We start from the raw sequence: 20,016 nt of genomic DNA, 5'->3' as shown, positions 1-20,016 counted from the left end.
GTCCCTCGGTCTTACCATCGGGGGAGCGCATACTTGGGGGGCGCCGCTTCTTCGACGCATTCTTCCGACTCGACAAAAGGGTCCGCTACCCGCTGGGAGACCGGGTACGCATACATGCGCTCGGGCGCGTAAGGCCGGAGCAGCGATTGCAGCCTGTCCGGTTCACCATTCATAGTGGGATCGAGCCACGTCTCGACGTCCCGTTCGTCCAAAATAACCGGCATCCGCTCGTCGTAATCGAACACCAGCCGGTTCGACCTCGTCGTCATGACCGTGCAGGTGCGGGTTTCGCCTCCCCGCGAATCTTTCCACACTTCATACAGCCCGGCCATGGCGAAGACGCCCCGGTCCTTCATGACGATGCGAATCGGCCGTCTTGTTTTGCCCTCCGTTTTCCAGACATAAAAGCCGTTGCTCGGGATGATGCAGCGCTGCTTGCCGAACAGCTTGCGATACGCCGGTTTTTCGTGTACGACTGCGCTGTCGGCGTTCACGGCATCCTTCCCCCAGAACGGAACAAGCCCCCACCGGTGCTCCTCCAGCATCCGGCTTTCCGACCCACGGACAATTACGGCAACCTGCTGTGTCGGCGCAATGTTATATCGGGGCTTGTATGCGTAGGTCACCTGACCGATCCGATAACGCTCCGATATCTCCGGCAGCTCGGCCGTCAACGAAAAACGTTCGCACATGAAGACCACCTCTTGTTTTTAGTTCCAGTATCTTCATGTGCAGAAATATTATGCATACCCGGAATGGCGCTTGCCGGTTATTCGGATTTTCGTCATGGATGAAAAGCGTCCTCGTAGAACAAACGTGAAACGTTATGGTAAAATATAGCGGAGACGAGAAAGGAGACGGACCATGAAACCATACGAAATCCGGACTTACCAAGATTCCTACGAGATTTACGAGTTGATCGAGCACAGTACCCGTTCGTGGTTCAAAATCGCCCCAGAGCGCGGCGGAATCGTCATCAGCTTCGGGGCGAACGGTCAGGAGCTGCTTTATTTGGACAAAGCGACGTTCGACGATCCTAACGCCAATATCCGCGGCGGCATTCCGGTTTTGTTCCCGATCTCCGGACAGCTCGCGGAAGGCGCCTACGAATGGAACGGACAGCGCTATAGCATGAAAAATCACGGTGTCGCCCGCGTGCGCCCTTGGCGTGTCGAATCGACGGATACCCATGACGGTGCCGCCATTACGTTGACGCTCGCCAGCGACGCGGAAACGCGGGAATCGTACCCGTTCGATTTTGAGCTTCGCTTTACCTACCGGTTGCAGAACGGTCAATTGACTATCGAGCAGGAATACCGGAACGGCTCGGCGGAGCCGATGCCGATGTATCCGGGATTCCACCCGTATTTCGTCGCTGACCGCAAAGCGCTCGCCTACGAAACCGACGCGTCGAAATACTTCGACTACAACGACGGCACGGAAAAAAGCTACGACGGCCGGATCATCGATCTCGATAAGCTGCCGGAATCGGTTGTTTTCCTCAACGCGCAGCGGAGGGACATTACCTTCAGCCCGGCGGAGCACTTGGTCGTGCGGATGACGTACGGTGAGCCGTTCAAATATGTCGTGCTGTGGTCCGTAAGCGGCAAAAGCTTCGTCTGCGTCGAGCCGTGGATGGCCAAAACCGACGAGCTCAACCGGAAGCAAGAGCTGGTGGAAGTGCCGGCGGGCGGCGTGCATAAGACGTTCTTAACCATCAGCCGCGTGTCCGTATAATGAAAAAAAGAGCGGGTATCCCCATCCATTCGACCTTTCTTAAAGGAATGTCGATGATAACGGAGCACCCGCTTATTTCTTGAAATTCTTTATATGAATGGCAAGTATCCCATTATATAGGATAAACCCGACATCTCCATTGTCGAAAAAGTCTGAAAAATCGAGTAACGAATCGAGTTGTGCGCTTACCCGGGAAATACGCCGTTCATTTCCCAGCTTTGCTTCATTTCCCAATTCTCTGTTATTGCCTCGCCTCTCCATTTCCCCGCTCTTGGCAAACCCGGATGCGGCTCAGCGCCCCACGTCAAAGCGCGGATTTTCCTATCCGGTCTATCGCCTTCAGCACCAGCTCATAATAAGCCCCCGGATGCGGAACGAAATCCGCCGGTCCGACCGTACGCTCAACCGGAACAAGTACACCGTTCTCATCCGGCGCTACGCCACCGATCCGGATCGGCTCCGATAATGTTCCTTGAGCCAGCTTCCGTACTTGCTCAAGCGGAACCTGGTATAAGCCCGTGACCTCCTCCGGTTGTAAACGGTATTGGGTCAGCGGCTGCCTGTTTACACGAAGATACACATGGCAGAACTCGCGGTCGATGCACGCTTCGGAGATAATGTCCTCCTCGGCAAACATTCCGCAGGGAACCAACGCTTCGAACGGAACGCTCAGTCCAAGCTCTTCTTCCAGCTCGCGGACACCGTCTTCGACTGCTTCGCCTGCCAGCAGATGACCGGCGCAGGACGTATCGAGCAATGACGGAAACGTATCTTTGCCCGGATGCCGCTCTTGAAACAGCAGCACCGCATCCGTATCCCCATCCGCAGGGTCCACAATCCAGCAATGAAACGTTTGGTGCCACAGCCCCCGTGCATGAACCTCGGAGCGGGAAGCCTGTCCCGCTGGATTCATCCGTTCGTCAAAAATATCAAAGATTTCATCGCTTGGCCTCATGATGTTGTTCCTCCTAAGCTAGCTAAAACTCGTTGCATGGTTATGCAGCCCGGAAACCGTTTAGTACCCGCGTACCGGGTCCACCCGATTTTCAAGCTCTCGCTCCCCCGCTTCCAGCTTGCGCAGCGTCTCCAGGAAACCGCTCAGCGCCTCTTCCACGGAAGTAACGGCGGCCACGTGAGGCGTCACCCGGACATCCTTGCGCTTCCATAACGGAGAAGCATCGGGGAGCGGCTCCTCCTCGAACACGTCGAGTACCGCCAGACGAATATGGCCTTGATCAAGCGCCTCCAGCAGCGCAGCATGATCGACCGACGGGCCACGGCCGACGTTAATAAAGCCGGCCCTGTTCATCCGCGCAAAAAGCGCAGGCCCGAACAGCTTATCCGTTTGCTCGGTCAGCGGCAAAGTATTGATTATCCAGTCGGCGGCGGAAACGGCATCCCCGATGTTCGACAACGGATAAACACGATCCAAATGCGGCTTCCTTTCCCCACGCATGGAAACGCCCGATACTTGAACTCCCAACGCCTGCAGCATCCGGGCAAGCTCTTGCCCGACGGAGCCGGTACCCATCACCGTCACCCGGCTTCCGGACAGCGGCAGCGGCGGAACCGGGTTCCAGCTCCGGTCCGACTGGCTGCGCGCAAACGCTTCGTGATGCTGGAGATCGGCAAGCATATGACCGAGGCAATATTCGCTGATTTTCTGTCCGAACGAGCCGGTCGTACGGGTGAGCAGCACGTCCGGTTTCCATGGCTTGCGGTACACGAATGCATCGACGCCCGCTCCGAGCGCGTGGACCCAGCGGACCGATTCCAGATGAAACGCCGGAACAGGCTTGAAGCCGACAAACGCATCGGCCCATGCCATATCGGCTTCGCTCACCTCGGATTCGGCGAGAAACCAGACTTGCTTGCCCGCGCCCCCCGGCCATGCGGCTTCCAGCTCCCGGTACATCCGGCCCGTAAAGATAATATTATGAATCTGCATGCAATCCGTCACTCCGTCCGCTCTTATTTGCAAATAACGTTTCTATCATAACCGCTCGGCAAACGTGCTGCAAACCGCCGCGCGCAGGTCCAACGCTTCGACCCGACAGCGCTTGCCGCCACAGCTCCCCTCCCGCCTTAACCATAGATAAGATAGCGAAAGTTTTCGACGGATGTTTCCTTGTCCCGGGGTGACCGATTCAAATGGTTATAAAAACTGAAAGCGAATTTAAACGAATGGCCGAAATCCCAATCATGCATGCCGAGAGCTGCCGTCCAATAAGCCGGCTCTGTAGGCAATGCCGCTGCCCGCTCAGCTTTCTGAAGCGGCAGACGGTCGACCGGCGAGACTAACCGGATCGGGTCCCCCGGCCGGAGGTCATGACTTCGCCGAAGCACCTTGACCAAAGTAAAGAGCGGAAACAACCCTCGGCGGAATAACGAATCATGACCCAGATCCGACAAAATGTTCAAGGCATGCGAAAACGTAAGCATGTGCCCGATCAGGTCATGGTGCGCCTCCGCTCGGTAGATCGTCTTAAACTGCGCTGTTTCGTTTAAAATAAACTCCGAGAGCTGCCGGGCGTCCTCCACCTTCGGAAAACGATCCTCTTCGGCCAGACCGAGCCGCCTTACCTCCGAAGCGGTATAGCCAAGCCATGACCGCCCGGGGACGGTTTTATCAAAAGAACGAAGAAGTTCGCATATGCCGCCTATACTCTTCTCACTGCCCCAGCCTCCGAGCTCATGGATGGCAAGCAAGCTGACCGCAGCGTAAATGACGTTGTGCCCGACCCAATGGAGCCGATCGATCGTAGGCTCGAGAGCTTCCAAAATGGCCGATTCGGCCTGCCGAACCGCACACCCGTTCGCCTTTCTAATTGCCGGCGTCCGCAAATGCTTCTTGATCATCGCTTCGCACTGATCGGTCAGGCTGCGCATCGTCAGGTCGGACAACCGATTTTCTTTCGCAAAAAAATAACCGGCAATCGCGGCGGCGCCGAAATGAGCGTGCCATATATCCCCTGTTTCCTGCTTGCACATTGCAATCATCGTCAATCCGCTCTCTAACACTCCTTGATCCGGCAGCATTCGTTCCCCTCCTTTTTCATACAACCTATATGCCATGGCGGAAGTTCTTTCGTCAAGCGGATTTTGCCGCTTTTTGATGAAGCTCTCTCCCTCCTTTTTAAAAATTAACATGGTTAACTAAAATTTAATTTAATGTAGTTAATCTTTTTACTTAATGTAATTAAATAATTGTAATCTGTTTGTCGGATCCGCAGGAAACGCCGTCCGTTTGATTTTGCGGCATTGTCACGCCAAGCCCCTTATAGTATCATAAATTTTATCGAAATTCCGGTCTGCTAAAAGGAGCTGCTAATCTTGATGAATGTCCATGAAGCCATCACAAATCATACCCGTAAACAAAACGCGCACCTGGAACGTTTTCTTGAACTGGAAAACGAACGGGAAGCTGCGATTGAAGAAGCGATCGCCTTATGCATCGCCGGAGAACCGTTTAACGTTGATGCCATTAACGCGGCGACAGACCGCATCAACCGGCACGCCCGGAACGGCATTTCCCCTACCCGGGTCCATGTCACCCCCGACATGGTGCGCGAAGCCGCCCGTATAAAGATGAAATAAAAATAGCAAATCGTCTGCAAAGCCCGGATCCTTTCGATGAGTCGATAGGTATTCGGGCTTTTTATAACCAGTTTTTTCTGCACCTTGACACGAAACCTTTTGGTTTCATATAATACGGGTGATCGCTTCAAGGACATGCTATACAAGGAAAGGGATGAGCTCGTGGAAGCGTTGTTGAAAAAACTGCGGTACAAAGAAGGAGCGGCATTAGTCATAAATGCTCCCGAAGGGTACCGGCTCGGCATCGAAAGCGAGACAGAGCCGGACAAGACCTATGATTTTATTCAGCTGTTCGTTCATAACGCGCAAGAAACGGACGACTGGGTACCGAAAGTCATCCCGCTCTTGAAGGAAGATGCGGTATTCTGGATCACCTACCCGAAGCAAAGCTCGAAAGTGAAAACAGATATTAACCGCGACAGCTTGGCCGCGATGTTGCAGGCAAAAACAGCCTACCGCCCGGTCAGCAACGTAGCCGTCGACGACAAATGGTCCGCCTTGCGTTTTCGCCATCAAGATAAAGTAAAGTCCTCGAAGTAACCTAACCCATTCAATCGGAGGAATGAAATCATATGGAAAACAATTCGCAAAATACGCTGCCGGAAATTCGCAGAACCGCCCTGCTCAAAGCGCCGATTCAAAAAGTATGGGACGCCGTTGCCACGTCAGAAGGCATCGCCACGTGGTTTATGCCCAACGATTTTCAGCCTGTTCTCGGTTATGAATTCCAATTAAACGCTGGTCCGTTCGGCATGTCCCCTTGCAAAGTAACGGAGCTTGACCCTCCGAACCGCCTTTCGTTCCGTTGGGGCAAAGATTGGACAATTGTGTTCCAGCTGACGGAGAAGGACGGACAGACGGAATTTACGCTCATTCACTCCGGCTGGGACGCCGACAAGGTTACCGAATTCGGGCAGCCGCATCAAGTCGTTCGCGAAACAATGGACAAAGGCTGGGCCGGCATTGTGCAAAAGCTCGTTACCTTCGTCGAGGGCTGATATGGCCGCCCCTTCACGCAAGACTGACGTCTTTCAAGCAATTGCCGATCCAACGCGCCGCCAGTTGTTAAGCATGCTGGGCGAGCGGGAAATGCCCGTTAGCGTGATCAGCGGCCACTTTCCGATGAGCCGGACGGCTGTTTCCAAGCATTTGCGCATTTTGGCCGATGCCGGACTGGTCAAAGAACGAAAAATCGGCCGCGAAACGCGATACCGGCTGGAGCCCGAGCCACTGCTCGAATTGAAGCGGTGGCTGGCGTACTACGAGAGATATTGGGATAACAAGCTGCTGGCGCTGCAGCGTTTTGTCGAAGGCGACGAAACGGACGGTACGATAGCCCTTGTTGCTCCGGAAGAAGACGGTACACGCACGATAGATTAAGGTTTACATGAGAAAGAGAGGCGTTTTTGCAGCCTCTCTTTCCTTTTGCGCTATAATTTTACCATTAGTAGGGATGGTACCAGTAGCTAGGTGTTACATAGGTATATGCCAAAGGTATTCTAGGTGTATATGCCATAGGTGCTGTACACGCTAGATACCAAGGCTTTTTTTTATACTGCCTGCATGGTACCCTGCACTCATAAGGATACCCTCCATCAGGTCCGGCTGTGCAGTCCGCCATACATTGTTCATAGGTGTATGGGACACGGATACAATTTTGTCGATGCAACAAAACTCACCCCTTATTTGAATCTTAATTTTCCCGATATTATATTTGGTTCTATACTTTTTAGGTGATTGTCTATGCAGAATTGGGTGAATGTGTATATCCTAGTATGCCAAACATCCCGGAAAATTTGGATTTACCGAAAGCATGCCATGGAATCGCTCAAGACGTGTGCTAAAATGTGGGAGTGCTTTTACCCATTTCGAATCCATGGAGGCGTGCCATGACGAACCATTCCATTACCGTAAACATAGACGGCGTATCATTTCAATTAAAAGAACCTCATCCCTTCGAGTGGCTGCGGGATCTAGGCCAGGTATTTTGCGTCTTTGACCAGCAGGACTCAGGAAACCTGTCCTTCGGCATCGAACGGGACGGCCGCAAGAAGTTCGTGAAGTACGCAGGAGCACCAACCGTGGCCTACACCGGAACCCCTCAAGAGACTATCACCCGATTAAAGCAGGCTCTCCCGCTTTATGAAGCCTTGAATCATCCCCATCTCATCACGTTGGAGGAACATTTTGAAATGCAGAACGGGTATGCGGCCATATTCGACTGGTTTGACGGCGAATGTCTGCATTCGCATTGGTCCTTTCCCCCGCCGCAAAAATACACGCATCCGGATTCTCCATTTTTCCGTTTCCGGCAGCTGCCTGTTCAAGAACGGCTCCGTTCGTTGGATTGTATCTTTTCGTTCCACGTACATGTCGAAGCTAGCGGTTATGTCGCTGTCGATTTTTACGACGGCAGCATTTTGTACGATTTTAAGAAGGGCCTGACGAAAATTTGCGATATCGACCTTTATCAGAAAAAGCCTTTTATCAATACGATGGGCCGAATATGGGGCTCCTCCCGCTTTATGTCGCCCGAAGAATTCGAGCTCGGCGCAAACATTGACGCACGAACCAATGTTTTTAATATGGGGGCGCTCGCTTTCGGCCTGCTGGGCGGAGAACGCGATCGCTCCTACTCGAAGTGGGAAGCGGGCGAGAAACTGTACGAAACGGCTCTGCGCGCGGTTCGGCCTAACCGGAACGAACGCTACGATTCGGTTGCCGAGTTCTATGCCGCTTGGAATGCTGCCCGGGTATAGGCGGAAACTGTTAAGGAAACCCTATCCGTGTTCAAGCAACCGGAGGTGATTCCCAATGACCCCATTGACACTGGCTCCACATGAAATGATGGAGATTCATGAAATGCTTAATTTTAAAACGATCTGTCTGGCCAAATCGAAAATGATGCAGGGGCTTGTTTTTGACCAAGAGCTGAAAGCCTTGATGCAAAAGGATGTCGAACAATCTATCAAAGCACTGCAGGATTTGCAGAGCCTTTATCCGGCAACCCCAATTCAATAAACGGCGGTGAACGATACGATGAATAAAGACTACTTGGACCCGATCAATGCCGAAGGCATGCCGAATTTGGCCGACTCGGCGTTTGCGCTCGATTTCTTGATGTCCGCGAAGACCGGCGCTCGCAACTGCGCGATCGCCTTGTCGGAGACAGCAACAGCCGAGGTAAGAACACTGCTGCGCCGTCTCATGTTCGAAGCTTTGGATTTGCATGAAGAAATTTCGCAGCTGATGATCCGCAAAAAATGGCTGCACCCCAATCGGTTGAACGAACAATTCAAGCTGGATCTGACATCGGCGAAGACGACGATGCAAATCGCGGAAATGCAGCTCTTCCCGAAGGATACTTCCCGCTTAGGTTTGTTTGCGACCCCCGAAAAATAATCCTTAAAGGAGCTACACCATGAGAGCCGTTACGTATCAAGGTATCAAGAACGTGCAGGTCAAGCAGGTGGAAGACCCCAAGCTCCAAAAAGCGGACGACATCATCGTCAAGCTGACCACCACGGCCATCTGCGGATCTGACCTACATCTCATCCACGGCATGATTCCAAATTTCCCCACAGATTATATCATCGGTCACGAACCGATGGGCATTGTGGAAGAGGTCGGTCCCGAAGTAACCAAAGTAAAAAAAGGCGACCGGGTCGTCATCCCGTTTAATGTAAGCTGCGGCGAATGCTACTACTGCAAAAATCAATTGGAAAGCCAATGCGACAATTCGAATCCGAACGGGGACATGGGCGGTTTTTTCGGCTACTCCGAAACGACCGGCGGCTATCCCGGAGGGCAAGCCGAATATATGCGGGTCCCTTACGCCAACTTCGTCCCCTTCCGTCTTCCGGAAAACTGCGAGGTCGAAGACGAGAAGCTGTGTCTGATCGCCGATGCCATGCCGACGGCCTTTTGGAGCGTAGACAACGCTGGAGTAAAGAACGGCGATACGGTTATCGTACTCGGGTGCGGCCCGGTCGGGCTGCTTGCGCAAAAGTTTGCCTGGCTCAAAGGGGCGAAGCGCGTCATCGCCGTCGATTACGTGGATTACCGGCTGGAGCATGCGAAGCGGCACAATCAGGTGGAAACCGTCAATTTCGAGCAGGAACAAAATATCGGCAGCCATTTGAAAGAAATCACTCACGGCGGAGCCGACGTCGTCATCGACTGCGTAGGGATGGATGGAAAAATGACCCCGCTGGAGTTTCTAGCATCGGGCCTCAAGCTCCAGGGCGGTTCGCTGGGTGCCGTCGTCATCGCCTCCCAAGCCGTTCGCAAGGGCGGAACAATTCAAATTACCGGCGTTTACGGAGCCCGTTATAATGCTTTCCCGTTAGGAGATATTTTCCAGCGGAACGTAAACATCCGTACGGGACAAGCACCGGTGATCCATTACATGCCGCATATGTACAATTTAATTGCAGAGGGCAAGGTCGATCCCGGGGATATTATCACACACGTGCTGCCGCTGGATCAGGCGAAGCACGGCTACGAGGTATTCGATACCAAAACGGACGGCTGCATCAAAGTCGTCCTGAAGCCCTGAACAATACCGAGCTGGAACGTGGAGGGTAACCCATCATGAAAAAAACATACGGCCTGCATGAAACATTGGATCTGCACGAAATCGCGGCCTTCAAAACGATTTGCATGACCAAATCGGCAACGATGCGTGGCCTTGTATCGGATGAAGACCTGAGGCAGCTTTTGGAGCAGGACGTTCAGCTGTCGACCCGGCAGCTGCAAGAGCTGGATGCTTTGCTGGCCAATGTTAACGCGTAGAAAAGGAGCGACGCATGAACACGCTAATCAAAAATTTAACCGGTATGGGCACGATGACCGATCAAGTGATTGCTATGGATTTCCTAATCGCCGCCAAAACGGGCATTCAAAACTATGCCGTCGCGCTTACGGAAACCGCCAGTCCCGATATCAAAACCGTCCTGCGCAAGCAGCTGGACGAAGCGATCTCCACCCACGAGGAGATCACGAATTACATGATGCGCAGAGGGTATTACCGCCCGTATCATATTCCCGAACAAATCGAGCTGGATCGGACAAATATTCAAACGGCGTTAAACTTGCCGACCTGATCCCCTTGCCTCTAATAAAAAGAGGATTCCCATAGAATATCTCGGGAATCCTGAACTTATGGAGGAAAGTGGTCATTATAAATGAATAGAGATACATACGCAGGTGGGGTATCCACTGTAGAAGCGATAGCGGCCACCTTTGTCTTCGGGAAATGTCCGCTAACAAGCGGCTTCTAATCAAATTTCCCGAGGACAACAGTGGTCGGAAGTGGATACCCCACCCTCTCGTAACCTCTATCACTTCAATTGACCATTTTCTCAACAAGCCAAAGAGAATTCCCGTAAAATTCCACGGAATCCTCTTTCACCTCTCTATGAATCGTAGCGAATCAGCACGCCAAGCGCCGAGGACGCTTCACGCTTCAGCACCTCATACGCCTCGACGGCATCAGCCAGCGCGAATTCGTGCGTGATCATCGGCCGGATCGCCAGACGCCCGCTTTCCACGTTGCGGACGAATTCTTGCATATTGCGCCCTTCCGTCCAACGGACGTACGATTTCGGATAATCCAGCCCCTCTTCCTCGTATTGGCGATCATATCGCCCCGGACCGCCTCCCCGGGCAATGACGAAATCCGCTTCCTTCGCGAAAAACAGATCGCGTGAGAACTGAATCGGCACGTTGCCGATCAAAGCAAAATTGCCGCGAAACGCCAGATGCTGCATGCACGACTCGATGAGCTGCGAGGACGTGGCGTGCGCACACAAGGCGATGCTGTCGAAGCCGTGACCTTCCGTATAAGCGGCAATCCGCTCGGCAAGCAGCGGATCGTCGGCACGGTGAACGTCGCCAATGCCGCACGCGGTCGCAAGCTGCAGCCGTTCGTCCTTCATATCCGTGGCGAAAACCCGGTAGTTTGCTCGGTCACCAAGCTGCGCGATCAGCAGACCGAGCACGCCGAGTCCGGCGACCCAGACGGTCTCGCCGAACTGGCGGGCCAGCCTGCGCGTGCTGTGCACGGCGACGGAGCCGAGCCCGGCGAACGAAGCCGTCGGCAGCGATTCGGGACCGCTCAGCTTCGCGCACAGCATCTCCGGCACGGACAACAGCTCCGCATGATAAACGTAAGGTCCGCCGTAGCAGGCGACGAAATCGCCCGGCTTCAGCCCCTCCACGGCGCTGCCGACCTCCAGCACGGTACCGGCGGCGCTGTAGCCGAGCGCGAAGCCGTCCGGGATGGCCGGATTCGCCAGCAGGCCGAGCTCCGTTCCCGGACTGATCGAAGAGTAATTCACCTTCACCAGGACGCGCTTGGGATGCTCCTTTACAGATGGCTCAGGCCGGTTTTCGAGGCGCACCTCGCCTTGGCAAGTGACGATCGTCTTCATGCTTCATTCCCCTTTTTCTTCGATTTCGTTACTCCGCGTCCTGCTCTTCCTGCTCTAACGCTTGAAGTTCTTGCGGATTCGTTACTTTATACTTGCCTTTAATATACCGATACGTGCGGTCGTACACTTCGCGCTCAATTGGCGTCTTGGATTGTGCAGCCTTCCAGAGCGTTTTCACCTGCTGATAGAACACGTTGTACGATTTGTTCATAAACTTGTGTTCTTTTCCTGCGTCCAAGTATGCGTAGTAGCGGTTACGCAGCTTCTCGTCCGTCAGCGCCGCGTCGCTCAGCTCGATCTCGACGCCCATGCCGTTATCATAAGCGGCTTGAGCGATCGTGCTCATCCGGTCGACGTTGGCATCAGAATGGAAATAATAGTTCGGCTGCATGGCTGCCGCATCGAATCCGTTTTCTTTCCAATCGTTCCAGCCCCGGGCGAAATAATACGGAATCCATTGGAACGTCGCGCCTTTGGAGCGGACATAATCGCCGGTCTGCTTCACCACCTCATGCTCCATCGCGCTTAACTGATGCCCAATGTATTCATTGTACCAATAGAACGAGACAAGCTTCAGGTCGGAGTAATTTTTCGCGTTCCAGCGCTTGTATACCTCGTCGACGTACCACTTGGTCACCTTAAGCCGGTTCTTCGTAGCTTCCGCTTCCCCGACCTCCTTGACGTTCAAGTTCTCGCTGATGCCGTCGCCGTCTACATCGCCGAAATCGCTCTGATCCGTACGCGGATACGGGATTGCGATAACGACCTTCGCCTCGTATTTCCTTCTCGGCATATCCGCCTTCGCTTCCTTCACCGCTTCGTTCAGCGCCCCCAGCTCGTAATCGTCGCGGAACACGCGGTCAAGAAACTTTTCAAAGTGACCTTTGTTCGTCGGCTTCCCCGCCGAACCGTAATTGGTGCCGTCTAACAAAGCAGGGAGCGGCAAAAATAAGAAGCCGTCGAACATAAAGTCCTTGCGCTTCATGTCTTGATCCACATAAGAAACGTACGGCTTGAAGTCCTCTTTCTTGAACGAAACCCAGTCGCTCGGCTGGTACTGCCATTCCCCGGTATAAATGAGCACTTCATCGCGAATGCCTCCCGTCTGCTTTGAGCCCGGACGAGGATACCCTTGATCCGGCTTCGGCGCTTTGTTCGGCTTCAGCTTGCTGCCCGACTTGTCGCGCGTGCCCATGACCTCGATCTCATCGACGAACAGCCAGGATTCCGCCGGAATGTCGATATAGACGTAGCGGGCGACCGTATTGACGCCGGTTTTGGCGATCGTTTGCTTCACGGGGCCTTTTTCCGTCGTCGGCAGCGCGCTTTTTACTTTCCCGAGATGCTGCCACGTGCTGCCGTTCTCCGAGATCGAGTACGAGATTTCGTCCGGGAAAAAGATCCCGCTCGGCAAATCCTGCAGCGTACTGACCTTAATGTCCTGGATCGTTACCGGCTCGCCCAGATCAAGCTTAAAGGTGCGGTAGCCCTGCCACAGCTTGCCGACATACGCTTTCTCGGAAAAGGATAGCCCGCCGAAAACGCCGTCCGTCAGCTGCTTGCCCGTATCGTCCGGATAAGCGTCTTCCTTCGGTCCGAAATGCGAATCCCGTGGATACGGGGGTTCGAACGTATACGGCTTGTTCAAAGCCAAATTTTCCACAGGTGCGGTAGCCTGTGCTGTTTGTTCTGCGGATGCGCCCGCAGCGGGGATGACCATCCCCCCGGCCAATGCCAAAGACAGAATGGCTGCCGTAACGTTGGATCGTTTTTTCATTTGCTTTCCTCCAGATGGGTGAATTGGAATCGAATCATTTATGTTCATTTCCCGGATGCTCTGTCTCACTTAAAGCCTGTCAGCGTAATGCCTTGAATGAACTGCTTCTGCACGAAGAAATACAGTGCGATAATCGGGACCGTGAAGAGCGTTGAAGCGGCCATCAGAAGGCCCCATGAAACTTTGTATTCTCCGATAAACGACCGGAGGCCGACGGACAGCGTCCATTTCTCCGGGTCGTTCAAGTAAATGAGCGGTCCCAGGAAATCGCCCCAAGCGTGCAGGAACGTAAGCAGCGCTACGGTGTACAGCGCCGGCCGGGACAAAGGCAGAATCACCTGCCAATAAATGCGGAACTCGGACGCTCCGTCGATTTTGGCCGATTCCGTGAGCTCGTATGGAATGTTCATAAAAAACTGGCGAAGCAGGAAAATATAATAGGCGGCGCCGAAAAAGTTCGGCAAAATAAGCGGCCAATACGAATCGAGCATGTTCATCTGGTTAAACATGACGTAGATCGGCACCATCGTCACCTGAAACGGCAAAATCATCGTCCCCATCATGACGAAAAACAAGAAGTCGCGCCCGCGGAACGCGATCCGCGAGAAGCCGTACGCCACCAAAGGCGAAGCGAACAGCTGCCCGACCGCAGACAGCACGCAGACAAACACGGTGTTGAGCGTATACTGAATGAAGGGAATCGTCTGAACCGCCTGCACGTAATTCAGCCATTGGATTTTGTCGGGCCACCAGACCGTCGGGATCGCGAAAATCTCCTGTTCCGACTTGATGGAAGTAATGAACAGCCATGCGAACGGGGCCAAAAACAGCAGGCCAGCGAGCGCCAAGCCGATATGCGGCAGCACGGTTTTGCGAACGTAGCGCATTCCCGGCTTTCTCCGGACCCCTGTCCCCGAGCCGGAGCGGCCGATCATCGTTTGCGCCATTATTTCTCACCTCCATAATACACCCAACGGGCGGACGAGCGGAAAATAAGCAGCGTCAAACCGAGCACGATCGCGCACAAAATCCACGCCATGCTGGAGGCGTACCCCATGTTCAGGAACGAAAAAGCGGTTTGGTACAAATAAATCGCGTAGAATAGCATAGAGTTTTCCGGCCCACCCACCGATTGGGACGCTTCCGCAAAAATGAGCCCCTGCGTGAAAAACTGAAACGAGTTAATAAGACCGTTGATCAGCAAAAACAGCGTCATCGGAGAAATAGCCGGCAGCGTGATGTGGCGGAAGCGGCTCCACCGGCCGGCGCCGTCGATTTCGGCGGCTTCATAGAATACCTTGGGCACGTCCTGCAGCGCCGCCAAGTACATCACCGTCTGCGTGCCGGTGCCCCAGAAGCCCATCAGCACCAAAGCGGGCTTCGTCCACATCGGGTCGACGAGCCAGTTCGGCTCGACCAGGCCGAGGGCGGCCAGCAGCTTGTTCACGAGCCCGTACTGCGCGTTGAGCAGCCACATCCACAGCAAGGAGCTGGCTACGGCAGGCACCAGCGTCGGCAGGAAGTAGATCGTGCGGTACAGCGACTGTCCGCGCACGCTCATGTTCAGGAGCATCGCCATGCCGAGCGCGAACGCCAGATGCGGCAGCAGGCCGAACACGGTGATGTAAACCGTATTGTACATGGACAAATAAAACTTGCTGTCCGCGAACAAATTCTTGTAATTTTGCAGACCTACCCATTCGGGCTTGGAAAACAAGTTATATTCTGACAAGCTATAATAAAACGACATCGCAATTGGGTAGAGTTGAAACAAAAGAAATCCGGCAATCCACGGGCTGATAAATAGTAATCCCGTCCATAACGCTTTATTCCTCCGGTGACGGAATCCGGCCGTTGCGGCAGCGGCGCGAGCCATTGCGGCCTCACTCCCTTCGTGTCAGGTTTTTCGAAAGAGGGAAGGCTCCTCCTCCGGCGCCCTGTTATTTGCTCTTCGCCTTGTCCGCAAGCGGCTGGATTTTCGTCACGACACGGTCCATCGCTTCCTGCGGCGTCGCCTGCCCTTTCAGCGCTTTTTCCGTCTCTTCGGTCAGCGCCTGCAAATATTCGTTAATGTAGACGCTGTTCGGGAACCCTTGCAGCGTTTTGCTTTTCGCCCTGTCATAGAAATCAAGCATCATGGCCAGCTTCTCGTTCTTGCGCAGCTTCGGATCGTCGAGCGCCGGGAGCCAGCTCGGAATCGTCTTCGATTCGATGGAGAATTCCACTTGCGATTCCTGACCGATCAAATACTGCATGAACTCCCACGCTTCTTCCGGATGCTTCGCCTTCTTCGGAATGAACACCGCGCGAGGTCCGACCATCCCGGAGCCTTTCAAATCGGGCCGGTCCGATGGATACGGGAACGGAGCGATGCCGATCGGGCCATCCGGCTTCCGTTCGTCGGGGAAGTTGTACTCCCAGCCGATCATCATCGCCAGCTTGCCGGTGAGCAGCGGATCGTTCGGCGTCCCCCGCTGTCCCATACCGGAGCGGAATTTGCCGATCTGGTCCATTCCGAACTCCTCGTAAAATTTGCGCTGGTAGGCGATCGCCTTGACATTCGCTTCCTGGTTGGCAGTTATTTTCCCGTTCGCATCCACCCAGCCGCCGCCGAAAATAATCGGCCAGAACACGTTATCGATCCACGGATAATCCGGAATGAAGCCGATTTGCGAGATCGCGCCGTTTTCGCGCTTGGTCAGCTTTTTGGCGGTATCGAACAGCTCTTCGAGCGTTTCCGGCGGCTTCGCGATGCCCGCATCCTGGAACGCTTTCTTGTTGTACATCAGCGTGCTGGCCATACTGACCGTGAACGGCAGTGCGTAATATTGATCGTTCACCTTCATCCGTTCCAAAGCCGCCGGAATAAAGTTCGCAGTATCGAGCTTGCTCTTCTTGAGGTGATCGGCAAGCGGCAGCACCGCGCCGGCATGCGCCCACGGGCCGATATTGTTCCAGTACGTCAGCGCGACGTCGGGCGGATTGCCGCCGGAAATCGCCGTGAGCTGCTTCGTCGCATCCTGGTTGCCCAGCACCTTGACCGTAATGCGGTCCTGGCTCTTGTTGAACGCATCGACCCGCGCGGTAATCGGACCGGCGTCTTTATCGGTCCACACGTGCCAGAAGGTGATCTCCACCTTATCCTTCGGCTTGCCGCCTGCGGCATCGGTCTTGCCCGCGCCATCGCCTTGCGGCTTCGCCATTCCCCCGGAGCATCCGGCCAGCCCGGCTATCGAGGCCAAGATAAGGGAAAATGCTGCGACACCCGTTTTGTGAAACGCTTTCATTTTGTGCCACCTCCATCGTGTCTCAGGTGGCTCTCTCTACTCCGATGTTTGTTTATTTTTTTCTATGGTTAAGACCGGATAGCCGAAAAAAAAGAAAATCCCCCCTTCATGCTGTCCTCTAACTAGACTATACAACATTCGGGTGGAGACTTCCTCCTTTTTTATTTATTTTTACGAATTTATTTTCTAATACAGCTTGTCGACGACGGATTTGGCGGTTTTCTCGATCGCTTGGAATGCTTCCGCTTTGCGCCGCAGTGCCACAATGGTCGATAAAATATCAAGTACATGAATCTGTGCAAGCTTGGAAGCAAAAGCCCCTCCTTGCAGCGGCGTTTCCTTCGACGAAGCAAGGAGCACGGCGTCGGCGTATTGAGTAATCGGCGAGCGGGCGTGGTTCGTCAAGCAGACGATCGTGGCGCCATTTTCGTTCGCGATCCGAACGGCATCGACCAGATCCTTCGTGCTTCCCGACGTCGAAATTCCGACCACCACGTCGTCCGGCCCCGTCAAAGCGCAGTTCATCGTGATGATATGGGCATCGTTCGCGCAGAAGGCTTGAAAGCCCAGCCGCATGAAGCGGTGCTGCGCGTCCATGGCCGTCACGCCGGACGACCCGACGCCGAAAAAGAAAATCCGTTTTTTCGATAGCAGCGCATCGACCGTTTTTTGCAGTTCTTTTTCCTGCAGCAGGCTCATCGTATCTTTCAACGCCTGGCTGTTGCTGGATGTAATCTTCTGAGCGATTTCGCCGATCTTGTCGTTCTCGTCAATGGCGCCGTGCACGTTCTCGCTCGGACTGACAAGGTCTTGGGCAACTGCCAGCTTAAACTCCTGGTAGCCGCGAAAGCCAAGCTTCCGGCAAAACCGCAGCACAGTCGTCTCCCCCGTCGCGGCCATCTCGGCCAAGTCGGTCACGGAGCTGTACACGACTTTTTCTTTATCCTGCAGGACGACGTCGGCGACCTTCTTCTCGGCCTTCGTCAGCGAGTTGTAGTTGCTTTCGATCCATAGCAGCGCTTTCGCGCCGATTGACTGTTTGTTCATAACTAACCACCTTTTTTATCGTATTCGTTTCATCGTTCAGAAGGCTGCTGCCAGCAGTCCGGTTATATGGTCTGATCTGTAAACGGCAGTCAGCCCGTCCGTCCTTTCGGCTGTTATTCCGTCATATCTGCGCGCATCGGCTTGCTCGGTATGAAGAAAACGAATCGTCAGCTCGTACGGCCCGTCAAGGCGGAGCGGCTTCGGATAGTTAACGTTCTCTATGGCGCTGCGCACTGCTGCCTGCAGCTCGCTGCGTACCCGCTGCGGCGCTTTCATTAAGGCGGCATGCCGGCCGAGCGCCGTCTTCGTCTCGTACGCGACGACGCCGGGAAGCTCGTTTGCGGCTTCCGCACACGTTTTGTCGTCGCCGGAGACGAACAGCACCGGGACACCCTGCAAGCCGAACAACAGCCCATCCAGTCCGATCTCGCCGATCGGCCGGCCGTTCAGCCGGAGCGACTGCCAGCCTTGCGAGGTCATCGTATGGTCCCTCACAGCCAGAGGGGTCCCTCCCATCGCATGGTACCCGATCAGCAGCGCGCCGTCAAACGTTTTGTCGAGACCGGGAAAACGGTTCTCGACCCGGGTCGCGCCCATCACGTAGTCCGCCCCTGGATGTAACAGCTCGGGAATGAAATTAAAGCCGCTTCCGTGGGCGTCCTTCACGATAATCCGGGTTGCTCCCGCATCCAGCAGCGCATCCGTCACGGCATTCGTCTCCAGTGTGAGTAGCCGCCGAGCCTCTTCGTACAGCGGCTCCACTCTTACCAGTTGTTCCCTCAGCGTCACACCGGCAATCCCTTCCATATCGCAGCTGACATAAAATTTCATGCGTTGCTCCCCTTTGCAGGTCGTGATAACGGCTGGTTACGTTTCAATATGCGATCCCCGTACTCTTTGCGGCACTGTACGACGGGCGGCCAGACGGAGTTTGCCCGGCTTACGTAGCGTCGGCTGCGTAGTCCTGCAGCTTGCTTTCCGAGATGCAGCAGCCGATCCCTGGTCCTTCCGGCAGGACGACTTCGCCGCTGCGAATCGGCCAATCTCCTTCGACGGCGTCGTCCTTCAGGAACATCGGCCCGTTCAGGTCGACCGGGTCTGTCAGCTCCAAATAACGGAACAGGTGCGCCGAGGCGACAAGCCCCAGCTTCGACTCCGTCAGCCCGCCACCGAGCAAGCCGAGCCCGCTCTCCCGGGCGATCTCTCCGCACAGCTTGGCGCCGCGGAAGCCGCCCATTTTCGTCAGCTTGATAACGATGATATCGCAAGCTTCGCTCCGCAGAGCTTCCAGGACGCCGCTTGGCGACCAGACGCTCTCGTCCAGCGCAATCGGGATGGACACTTTGCGGCGCAGCTCGGCATGAGCATGAAGCTGGTTGGCCGGCAGCGGCTGCTCAAGCACGTCGACGCCGATACGTTCGAGGCCTTTGGCCAGTTGAACCGCCTGAGTCAGGCAATATGCCTGATTCGCATCCACGCGGAAAAATAACTTCGGCGCTTCCTGCTTCACCGCCGCGACGATATCCAGATCATTCGCCGGATTCAGCCCGATTTTGACATCGACGCCGGTGTAGCCTTCGGCCACGGCCTCCCGCGCTTTGCGAGAAGCTTCCTCCGGACTGTCGGTGCTGATCAGATAAGACAAGCGGACCGGGTGCGAAGAACCCGACTGCCATAGTGCCGCTACCGGCAGACCGTAGCTGCGGGCGATCAGATCGTGAAGCGCGGTATCCACAGCCGCCTTGGCGATCGGCTGGCCCGGGTGAAGGCTTCCTGCGAGCTCGCGGTTCATCATCCGATGAACGGCCGGCAAGTCGTCAGCGCGCTGACCGAGCAGCACCGGCCTCAGGTAATCGGAAACCGCGCTGCATACGGATTCGGGCGTTTCGTAGCTCCAACGGGGACTCGGGCGAGCTTCCCCCCATCCTTCGACGCCATTGTCTCCCGTGATGCGGACATAGACATGCGGCGCTCCGGCGGATACGGCGCCGACCGTTCCTTGGGAGATCCGAAACGATTGCTTCATTGGGAGGCGGAGCGGGAATACGTCAATGGCGGAAATGCAGATCATGACAGGAACCTCCTATGTTCGCGAGTACTAGTTCCATTATACTATACGAGATAGAGATTATCTTCA

The 20,016-nt window shown here is 54.7% G+C and carries 23 protein-coding genes; 11 read left to right on the top strand and 12 right to left on the bottom strand.

Annotation, left to right across the window (positions count from 1 at the left end):
• Positions 1–11: 11 nt before the first annotated feature.
• On the bottom strand, positions 12–692 hold the full coding sequence (locus QMG93_RS08685; protein WP_281935439.1) for an SOS response-associated peptidase: 681 nt from the start codon (positions 690–692) through the stop codon (positions 12–14).
• A 172-nt stretch (positions 693–864) separates the two neighbouring features.
• On the opposite strand from QMG93_RS08685, the gene QMG93_RS08680 reads away from it, so the two are divergent.
• Complete coding sequence (locus QMG93_RS08680; protein ID WP_281935437.1) at positions 865–1,737, top strand: aldose epimerase; 873 nt, start codon at positions 865–867, stop codon at positions 1,735–1,737.
• Positions 1,738–2,041: 304 nt separating this feature from the next.
• Here QMG93_RS08680 and QMG93_RS08675 read toward each other — a convergent pair whose 3' ends face one another.
• From QMG93_RS08675 to QMG93_RS08665, 3 genes are all read right to left on the bottom strand, one after another.
• A complete protein-coding gene (locus tag QMG93_RS08675) occupies positions 2,042–2,692 on the bottom strand; it encodes an NUDIX domain-containing protein (RefSeq protein ID WP_281935435.1) in 651 nt (216 codons plus the stop codon).
• Between the two features lie 60 nt (positions 2,693–2,752).
• Positions 2,753–3,685 (bottom strand): D-2-hydroxyacid dehydrogenase, encoded by a 933-nt coding sequence (locus tag QMG93_RS08670; RefSeq protein WP_281935434.1) that lies wholly within the window; start codon positions 3,683–3,685, stop codon positions 2,753–2,755.
• Between the two features lie 137 nt (positions 3,686–3,822).
• Complete coding sequence (locus QMG93_RS08665; protein ID WP_281935431.1) at positions 3,823–4,776, bottom strand: hypothetical protein; 954 nt, start codon at positions 4,774–4,776, stop codon at positions 3,823–3,825.
• Positions 4,777–5,073: 297 nt separating this feature from the next.
• On the opposite strand from QMG93_RS08665, the gene QMG93_RS08660 reads away from it, so the two are divergent.
• The 10 genes from QMG93_RS08660 (at position 5,074) to QMG93_RS08615 (ending at position 10,439) form a co-directional block, all read left to right on the top strand.
• Complete coding sequence (locus tag QMG93_RS08660; protein ID WP_281935477.1) at positions 5,074–5,334, top strand: DUF2533 family protein; 261 nt, start codon at positions 5,074–5,076, stop codon at positions 5,332–5,334.
• 162 nt (positions 5,335–5,496) lie between these two features.
• Positions 5,497–5,874, top strand: coding sequence for a hypothetical protein (locus QMG93_RS08655; RefSeq protein WP_281935429.1), 378 nt, complete (start codon positions 5,497–5,499; stop codon positions 5,872–5,874).
• A gap of 32 nt (positions 5,875–5,906) precedes the next feature.
• Complete coding sequence (locus QMG93_RS08650; RefSeq protein WP_216792864.1) at positions 5,907–6,332, top strand: SRPBCC family protein; 426 nt, start codon at positions 5,907–5,909, stop codon at positions 6,330–6,332.
• 1 nt (position 6,333) lies between these two features.
• Complete coding sequence (locus tag QMG93_RS08645; protein WP_281935426.1) at positions 6,334–6,714, top strand: ArsR/SmtB family transcription factor; 381 nt, start codon at positions 6,334–6,336, stop codon at positions 6,712–6,714.
• Between the two features lie 509 nt (positions 6,715–7,223).
• The gene (locus QMG93_RS08640) at positions 7,224–8,093 is read left to right on the top strand and encodes a serine/threonine protein kinase (RefSeq protein ID WP_281935424.1); all 870 of its coding nucleotides are present in this window, start codon (positions 7,224–7,226) and stop codon (positions 8,091–8,093) included.
• A gap of 55 nt (positions 8,094–8,148) precedes the next feature.
• Positions 8,149–8,355 carry a spore coat protein gene (locus tag QMG93_RS08635; protein WP_216792861.1) on the top strand — a complete coding sequence of 69 codons (207 nt, stop codon included), beginning with the start codon at positions 8,149–8,151 and terminating at the stop codon, positions 8,353–8,355.
• An 18-nt stretch (positions 8,356–8,373) separates the two neighbouring features.
• Entirely contained in the window at positions 8,374–8,736 is a 363-nt protein-coding gene (locus QMG93_RS08630; protein ID WP_281935420.1) for a spore coat protein, read from the top strand.
• 19 nt (positions 8,737–8,755) lie between these two features.
• Positions 8,756–9,892: a zinc-dependent alcohol dehydrogenase gene (locus QMG93_RS08625; RefSeq protein WP_281935418.1), complete on the top strand. Its 1,137-nt coding sequence runs from the start codon at positions 8,756–8,758 to the stop codon at positions 9,890–9,892.
• A gap of 35 nt (positions 9,893–9,927) precedes the next feature.
• Positions 9,928–10,128: a hypothetical protein gene (locus QMG93_RS08620; protein WP_163856426.1), complete on the top strand. Its 201-nt coding sequence runs from the start codon at positions 9,928–9,930 to the stop codon at positions 10,126–10,128.
• Between the two features lie 14 nt (positions 10,129–10,142).
• Positions 10,143–10,439 carry a spore coat protein gene (locus QMG93_RS08615; protein WP_281935415.1) on the top strand — a complete coding sequence of 99 codons (297 nt, stop codon included), beginning with the start codon at positions 10,143–10,145 and terminating at the stop codon, positions 10,437–10,439.
• Between the two features lie 312 nt (positions 10,440–10,751).
• Here QMG93_RS08615 and QMG93_RS08610 read toward each other — a convergent pair whose 3' ends face one another.
• The 8 genes from QMG93_RS08610 to QMG93_RS08575 form a co-directional block, all read right to left on the bottom strand.
• Positions 10,752–11,768 (bottom strand): zinc-dependent alcohol dehydrogenase, encoded by a 1,017-nt coding sequence (locus QMG93_RS08610; protein WP_281935413.1) that lies wholly within the window; start codon positions 11,766–11,768, stop codon positions 10,752–10,754.
• Positions 11,769–11,796: 28 nt separating this feature from the next.
• A complete protein-coding gene (locus tag QMG93_RS08605) occupies positions 11,797–13,545 on the bottom strand; it encodes a DUF4855 domain-containing protein (protein WP_281935411.1) in 1,749 nt (582 codons plus the stop codon).
• Between the two features lie 65 nt (positions 13,546–13,610).
• Complete coding sequence (locus QMG93_RS08600) at positions 13,611–14,492, bottom strand: carbohydrate ABC transporter permease (protein WP_281935409.1); 882 nt, start codon at positions 14,490–14,492, stop codon at positions 13,611–13,613.
• Positions 14,492–15,421 (bottom strand): carbohydrate ABC transporter permease, encoded by a 930-nt coding sequence (locus tag QMG93_RS08595; RefSeq protein WP_281935407.1) that lies wholly within the window; start codon positions 15,419–15,421, stop codon positions 14,492–14,494. The genes QMG93_RS08600 and QMG93_RS08595 overlap by 1 nt, the downstream gene beginning before the upstream one ends.
• Before the next feature lie 64 nt (positions 15,422–15,485).
• Entirely contained in the window at positions 15,486–16,832 is a 1,347-nt protein-coding gene (locus QMG93_RS08590; RefSeq protein ID WP_281935406.1) for an ABC transporter substrate-binding protein, read from the bottom strand.
• 186 nt (positions 16,833–17,018) lie between these two features.
• Positions 17,019–17,879 (bottom strand): MurR/RpiR family transcriptional regulator, encoded by an 861-nt coding sequence (locus QMG93_RS08585; RefSeq protein ID WP_010495463.1) that lies wholly within the window; start codon positions 17,877–17,879, stop codon positions 17,019–17,021.
• 36 nt (positions 17,880–17,915) lie between these two features.
• On the bottom strand, positions 17,916–18,710 hold the full coding sequence (locus QMG93_RS08580; protein WP_281935402.1) for a M55 family metallopeptidase: 795 nt from the start codon (positions 18,708–18,710) through the stop codon (positions 17,916–17,918).
• A gap of 109 nt (positions 18,711–18,819) precedes the next feature.
• Positions 18,820–19,950, bottom strand: a complete 1,131-nt coding sequence (locus QMG93_RS08575; protein ID WP_281935401.1) for a mandelate racemase/muconate lactonizing enzyme family protein — start codon at positions 19,948–19,950, stop codon at positions 18,820–18,822.
• Positions 19,951–20,016 lie beyond the last annotated feature (66 nt).

Origin of the sequence: Paenibacillus tyrphae (assembly GCF_027925525.1) — a bacterium.
In the GTDB taxonomy this organism is placed as follows: Bacteria; Bacillota; Bacilli; order Paenibacillales; family NBRC-103111; genus Paenibacillus_G; species Paenibacillus_G tyrfis_B.
Note: the sequence above shows the minus strand (reverse complement) of the source record. Positions and strands in the feature narration are given on the sequence as shown.

Excerpts from the sequence above, each read along its gene's own strand:
- QMG93_RS08685 (WP_281935439.1), bottom strand. The coding sequence starts at position 692 with ATGTGCGAACGTTTTTCGTTGACGGCCGAGCTGCCGGAGATATCGGAG.
- QMG93_RS08680 (WP_281935437.1), top strand. The coding sequence starts at position 865 with ATGAAACCATACGAAATCCGGACTTACCAAGATTCCTACGAGATTTAC.
- QMG93_RS08675 (WP_281935435.1), bottom strand. The coding sequence starts at position 2,692 with ATGAGGCCAAGCGATGAAATCTTTGATATTTTTGACGAACGGATGAAT.
- QMG93_RS08670 (WP_281935434.1), bottom strand. The coding sequence starts at position 3,685 with ATGCAGATTCATAATATTATCTTTACGGGCCGGATGTACCGGGAGCTG.
- QMG93_RS08665 (WP_281935431.1), bottom strand. The coding sequence starts at position 4,776 with ATGCTGCCGGATCAAGGAGTGTTAGAGAGCGGATTGACGATGATTGCA.
- QMG93_RS08660 (WP_281935477.1), top strand. The coding sequence starts at position 5,074 with ATGAATGTCCATGAAGCCATCACAAATCATACCCGTAAACAAAACGCG.
- QMG93_RS08650 (WP_216792864.1), top strand. The coding sequence starts at position 5,907 with ATGGAAAACAATTCGCAAAATACGCTGCCGGAAATTCGCAGAACCGCC.
- QMG93_RS08645 (WP_281935426.1), top strand. The coding sequence starts at position 6,334 with ATGGCCGCCCCTTCACGCAAGACTGACGTCTTTCAAGCAATTGCCGAT.
- QMG93_RS08640 (WP_281935424.1), top strand. The coding sequence starts at position 7,224 with ATGACGAACCATTCCATTACCGTAAACATAGACGGCGTATCATTTCAA.
- QMG93_RS08635 (WP_216792861.1), top strand. The coding sequence starts at position 8,149 with ATGACCCCATTGACACTGGCTCCACATGAAATGATGGAGATTCATGAA.
- QMG93_RS08630 (WP_281935420.1), top strand. The coding sequence starts at position 8,374 with ATGAATAAAGACTACTTGGACCCGATCAATGCCGAAGGCATGCCGAAT.
- QMG93_RS08625 (WP_281935418.1), top strand. The coding sequence starts at position 8,756 with ATGAGAGCCGTTACGTATCAAGGTATCAAGAACGTGCAGGTCAAGCAG.
- QMG93_RS08620 (WP_163856426.1), top strand. The coding sequence starts at position 9,928 with ATGAAAAAAACATACGGCCTGCATGAAACATTGGATCTGCACGAAATC.
- QMG93_RS08615 (WP_281935415.1), top strand. The coding sequence starts at position 10,143 with ATGAACACGCTAATCAAAAATTTAACCGGTATGGGCACGATGACCGAT.
- QMG93_RS08610 (WP_281935413.1), bottom strand. The coding sequence starts at position 11,768 with ATGAAGACGATCGTCACTTGCCAAGGCGAGGTGCGCCTCGAAAACCGG.
- QMG93_RS08605 (WP_281935411.1), bottom strand. The coding sequence starts at position 13,545 with ATGAAAAAACGATCCAACGTTACGGCAGCCATTCTGTCTTTGGCATTG.
- QMG93_RS08600 (WP_281935409.1), bottom strand. The coding sequence starts at position 14,492 with ATGGCGCAAACGATGATCGGCCGCTCCGGCTCGGGGACAGGGGTCCGG.
- QMG93_RS08595 (WP_281935407.1), bottom strand. The coding sequence starts at position 15,421 with ATGGCTCGCGCCGCTGCCGCAACGGCCGGATTCCGTCACCGGAGGAAT.
- QMG93_RS08590 (WP_281935406.1), bottom strand. The coding sequence starts at position 16,832 with ATGAAAGCGTTTCACAAAACGGGTGTCGCAGCATTTTCCCTTATCTTG.
- QMG93_RS08585 (WP_010495463.1), bottom strand. The coding sequence starts at position 17,879 with ATGAACAAACAGTCAATCGGCGCGAAAGCGCTGCTATGGATCGAAAGC.
- QMG93_RS08580 (WP_281935402.1), bottom strand. The coding sequence starts at position 18,710 with ATGAAATTTTATGTCAGCTGCGATATGGAAGGGATTGCCGGTGTGACG.
- QMG93_RS08575 (WP_281935401.1), bottom strand. The coding sequence starts at position 19,950 with ATGATCTGCATTTCCGCCATTGACGTATTCCCGCTCCGCCTCCCAATG.